At 63.5% G+C, this 4,834-nt stretch carries 4 protein-coding genes; all 4 read left to right on the top strand.

Annotation, left to right across the window (positions count from 1 at the left end):
• The first annotated feature begins 337 nt into the window (after positions 1-337).
• From mnmG to NKH01_RS34835, 4 genes are read left to right on the top strand one after another with little or no spacing between them, the layout of a single operon-like run.
• Positions 338-2,227 carry a tRNA uridine-5-carboxymethylaminomethyl(34) synthesis enzyme MnmG gene (gene mnmG / locus NKH01_RS34850; RefSeq protein WP_353024711.1) on the top strand — a complete coding sequence of 630 codons (1,890 nt, stop codon included), beginning with the start codon at positions 338-340 and terminating at the stop codon, positions 2,225-2,227.
• Positions 2,224-2,862 (top strand): 16S rRNA (guanine(527)-N(7))-methyltransferase RsmG, encoded by a 639-nt coding sequence (rsmG, locus tag NKH01_RS34845; RefSeq protein WP_353024710.1) that lies wholly within the window; start codon positions 2,224-2,226, stop codon positions 2,860-2,862. The genes mnmG and rsmG overlap by 4 nt, the downstream gene beginning before the upstream one ends.
• Positions 2,863-2,899: 37 nt before the next feature.
• Entirely contained in the window at positions 2,900-3,700 is an 801-nt protein-coding gene (locus NKH01_RS34840) for a ParA family protein (RefSeq protein WP_084642633.1), read from the top strand.
• 45 nt (positions 3,701-3,745) lie between these two features.
• The gene (locus NKH01_RS34835) at positions 3,746-4,627 is read left to right on the top strand and encodes a ParB/RepB/Spo0J family partition protein (protein ID WP_353024709.1); all 882 of its coding nucleotides are present in this window, start codon (positions 3,746-3,748) and stop codon (positions 4,625-4,627) included.
• Positions 4,628-4,834: the final 207 nt, after the last annotated feature.

Here is a 4,834-nt window from a genome sequence, read left to right as displayed (position 1 = left end):
ATCAACCATCCGCGAATCTCCCGTAGCGACCACGCCACAGAATCACCAATCCGATTCTGTGCAAAGGCCTCACAAGGGGAGAAGGTGGCCGAGCGAAGCTCGGTCGGATGAGGGGTGTTCCAGCTTGGCACCGACGGTGCTCCATCCAGCACCCCTCAACCGTCTTGGCGCCGCGCGCCAAATCCACCTTCTCACACAAGGGGAGAAGGCAGACAGGGCAGCGCCGGGCGTTCTCTATCTGCAATGGTCAGCGCAGTTATGCGCCTGAAGCCTCTCTGTTCTTGACAGCTCGTCCCGGCGGGCACATGTGTCGGCAGATTTGAATCGGAATATACAGATGACCAATCGCTATGATGTGGTTGTGGTGGGTGGCGGCCATGCTGGCTGCGAGGCGGCCAGCGCTGCCGCGCGGGCTGGTGCCAGAACCGCGCTGGTGACGCTGCGCTTCGACACGATCGGCGTGATGTCCTGCAACCCGGCGATTGGCGGCCTCGGCAAAGGCCATCTGGTTCGCGAGATCGATGCCATGGACGGGCTGATGGGGCGGGTCGCCGATGCGGCCGGCATCCAGTTCCGTCTGCTCAACCGTCGCAAGGGGCCAGCGGTCCGCGGTCCGCGGACGCAAGCCGACAGGAAGCTCTATCGGCTCGCCATGCAGGCGGCAATCCGCCAGCAGGCCGGCCTCGATGTCATTGAAGGCGAGGTGCTGGACTTCGACATCAATGACGGAGAAATCGACGATGGGCGCATCGCGGCGGTGCTGCTGGCGGATGGAAGCAGGCTCGCCTGTGGCGCCGTGGTGCTGACGACCGGCACCTTTCTGCGCGGGCTGATTCATATTGGCGAGAAGAAAATCGTCGCCGGCCGCATGAACGAGCAAGCGAGCATCGGCCTGTCGGCGACGATGAGCCGCGCCGGCTTCAGGCTCGGGCGGCTGAAGACCGGCACGCCGCCGCGGGTGGACGGCAGGACGATCGATTGGGCGTCGCTTGAGAGCCAGGCGGCGGATGAAGATCCCGTGCCGTTCTCGCTGCTCACCGACCGCATCGAAAACCCGCAGATCCATTGCGGGATTACGCGCACGACCAATGCCACGCATGAGCTGATTCGCGCCAATCTTGGCCGCTCGGCGATGTATTCGGGGTCAATCGAAGGCGTCGGGCCGCGTTATTGCCCGTCCATCGAAGACAAGATCGTCAAGTTCGGTGACCGCGAAGGCCACCAGATTTTTCTGGAGCCAGAAGGGCTCGACGACGACACAGTGTACCCGAACGGCATCTCGACCTCCCTGCCCGAGGACGTACAGCTCGACATCCTGAAAACCATTCCGGGGCTGGAGCGGGCAACGATGCTGCAGCCCGGCTATGCCATCGAATATGACCATGTCGACCCACGCGAACTCAAGCCGACGCTGGAAACCAAGCGGATCGCCGGGCTTTTCCTCGCCGGCCAGATCAACGGAACCACCGGCTACGAGGAGGCTGGCGCGCAAGGGCTGCTCGCTGGCGTCAACGCCGCGCGCAAGGCGTCGGCGAGCGCTGAAATCGTGCTGAGCCGCACCGAAGCCTATATCGGGGTGATGATCGACGATTTGACCAGCCGCGGCATCGCCGAACCCTACCGGATGTTCACCTCGCGGGCCGAGTTCCGGCTATCGCTGCGGGCCGACAACGCCGATGAGCGGCTGACGCCGCTGGCGATGAGACTAGGGATCGCCTCGCCGGGGCGGATGCAGCGGTTCAACACTGTCGTGCAAGACCTTGATAAGGCGCGGCAGCTCGCCCTCGGCACCACGATGACCCCGAATGAGGCGGCGCGCCATGGGCTCGAGATCAACCGGGACGGCGTACGCCGCTCGGCCTATGAGTTGCTGGCCTATCCCGGTGTCGACATCGCCTGGCTGGGGCGCATCGAACCTGCTTTTGGAGCAATCGACGCCAAAACGGCCGAACGTCTTGAAACGGAAGCCAAATATTCCGTCTATCTCGACCGCCAGCAGGCGGACGTCTCGCAGATCAGGCTTGAGGAGAGCCGGCTTATTCCCGAGTCGCTCGACTTTGCTTCTGTTCCCGGCCTGTCCAATGAGCTGAAGCAAAAGATGCTGGCACGCCAGCCGCGTTCCATCGCTGACGCGCAGCGTATGGAAGGCATGACGCCGGCGGCGCTGGCGATTATCGTCGCGCATGTCCACAACGCCGAGGCGGCCGCGCGAAAGCAGGTCGCGTGAGCGCTGCGTCCTGGGCGAACCTGCAACAGGCAGCAGGCCCGGTTTCACGTGAAACATTCGATCGTCTGGTCGAGTTCGAGGCCGTCTTCCAGAAATGGAATCGCCGGATCAATCTGGCCGCGCAATCGACGCAGGACGATGTCTGGCGCCGCCACATCCTCGACAGCGCGCAACTGGCGCGAATCAAACCGGACGCGAAGCGCTGGGTCGATCTCGGCTCCGGCGGCGGTTTTCCCGGGCTTGTGCTGGCCTTTCTGCTGGTCGAGCGTGAAGGGGCCAGCATCGACCTGGTTGAAAGCAACCGGAAAAAAGCATCGTTCCTGCAAGCGGTCGTCGGACAGTTCAGCCTGCCTGCCAAGGTCATCGCGCGGCGCATAGACGACAGCTATCCTCTTGTTCCTGCACCACAAATCGTCACGGCCAGGGCGCTTGCGTCGTTGCCGACCTTGCTCGACTTGGCGGCGCCGTGGCTGACGAAGGGCGCGCGCGGCCTGTTTCACAAAGGCCGGGATTACCGCGCCGAAGTGGCAGAAAGCGCTCAACGATGGTCTTTCGATCTGGTAGAACATACCAGTGTAACCGACGCGCAGGGCGTCGTTCTCGAAATATCCGACTTGCGACAGCACCCTGGCTAGTGACCGGCGACCCCGAATGAATTTCTGGCATAGACCCATGATGAAGAACGGCCCCCGAATCATCACCGTCGCCAACCAGAAGGGTGGCGTCGGCAAGACGACGACGGCCATCAATCTGGCCACCGCGCTGGCCGCCATAGGCGAACAGGTGCTGATCGTCGATCTCGATCCGCAGGGCAACGCCAGCACCGGGCTTGGCATCGACCGGCGCGACCGCACCGTCTCCTCCTATGATGTGCTGACCGGCGAACTCGACCTGGAAGCGGCGGCGATCCCGACGGCGGTGCCCGGCCTGTCGATCGTGCCGTCGACACTCGACCTGCTCGGCATCGAGATGGAAATCGCCTCGGCGCCGGATCGGGTGCTGCGGCTGCGCAATGCGCTGCGGGCTTCGGCCGAGCGTTCGGCCAATTTCGGCTATGTGCTGATCGACTGCCCGCCCTCGCTCAATCTGCTGACGCTGAACTCGATGGCCGCGGCCGATTCGGTGCTGGTGCCGCTACAGTGCGAGTTTTTCGCGCTGGAGGGCCTGAGCCAGCTTTTGGAAACGGTCGAGCAGGTGCGCCGTTCGATCAACCCCGATCTGACGATCCAGGGCATCGTGCTGACGATGTTCGACGGGCGCAACAATCTCGCCAACCAGGTGGTGCAGGATGTGCGGGCGCATATGGGCGATAAGGTCTATGAAACCGTCATCCCGCGCAATGTCCGCGTTTCCGAGGCGCCGTCCTATGGCAAACCGGCGATTCTCTACGACCTCAAATGCTCGGGCAGCCAGGCCTATCTGCAGCTTGCTTCGGAAGTGATCCGCCGCGAGCGCAAATTGCGTGCCGCCTAACAGTAGCCAACAAGCGATTCGATACCGAAACGATCTGGACGGACGATGAACGAAGACCCTTCGAGAAAGAGACTGGGACGGGGACTAGCCGCATTGATCGGCGAAATCGATCGCCCGGCGGCACCGGAAAAGCCGGGGCTGGCGGCCGACGGCAAGGTGCCGATCGAGTTCCTCAGTCCTAACCCGAAAAACCCGCGGCGGCATTTTGGCGACGCCGACCTGACCGACCTCGCCCAGTCGATCCGCGAACACGGCGTGGTGCAGCCGGTGGTGGCGCGGCCGTCGAAAACCCAAACGGGCCGCTACGAGATTATCGCCGGCGAGCGTCGTTGGCGTGCGGCGCAACGCGCCGGGCTGACCGAAATCCCGATCATTGTGCGCGATGTCAACGATCGCACGGCGCTCGAACTGGCGATCATCGAAAACGTCCAGCGCACCGACCTCAACCCGGTTGAGGAAGCGCTGGGCTACCAGCAGCTGATCGACGACCACGGCTATACCCAGGCCGATCTCGGCCAGGTGATCGGCAAGAGCCGCAGCCATGTCGCCAACACGCTGAGGCTGCTCAAGCTGCCCGACGTCATTCGCGACATGCTGGTCGATGGGGCGCTGTCGGCCGGCCACGCCCGTACCTTGGTGACGGCCGACGACCCGGCCGGGCTCGCCAAGCGGATCATCGATGAGGGGCTTTCGGTGCGCCAGGCCGAGGCGCTGGCGCAGATGCCGGTCGGCGCGCCGGCGGCAAAACGCCCGCCCGCCGCACCGCCGCAAAAGGATACCGACACACTGGCGCTGGAGCGGCAGATGACCAGCACGATCGGCATGATCGTCACGATCGAGCACAACCAGCGCGGCGGCGTGATCAGCGTCGCCTACCGGACGCTGGAGCAGCTCGATGAGCTTTGCCGAAGGCTGAAGCGGGAGTAAGTGGGGCCTGGTACCTTAGCCGGCAAACTACTCGTGAATCGGCTGCCGTTCTGACAAGAATTCGCTCCTGTTTCGGGTGTTGGCGCCGCCCTCATCTGCCTGCCGGCATCTTCTCCCGTATAGGACCTGTTGCGCAGTCATGAGCAAAAGCTTGCGGCGGCGGGGTTGCGGCGGTTGTTCGCTTGTTTGCGGGGGATTTGACGTCTT

The sequence above is a fragment of the Mesorhizobium sp. M1403 genome, from assembly GCF_040317695.1.
GTDB lineage: Bacteria > Pseudomonadota > Alphaproteobacteria > Rhizobiales > Rhizobiaceae > Mesorhizobium.
Note: the sequence above shows the minus strand (reverse complement) of the source record. Positions and strands in the feature narration are given on the sequence as shown.

What these genes read in the sequence shown, in the direction of transcription:
- NKH01_RS34835 (WP_353024709.1), top strand. Translation starts at nt 3,746, where the DNA reads ATGAACGAAGACCCTTCGAGAAAGAGACTGGGACGGGGACTAGCCGCA.
- mnmG (WP_353024711.1), top strand. Translation starts at nt 338, where the DNA reads ATGACCAATCGCTATGATGTGGTTGTGGTGGGTGGCGGCCATGCTGGC.
- NKH01_RS34840 (WP_084642633.1), top strand. Translation starts at nt 2,900, where the DNA reads ATGATGAAGAACGGCCCCCGAATCATCACCGTCGCCAACCAGAAGGGT.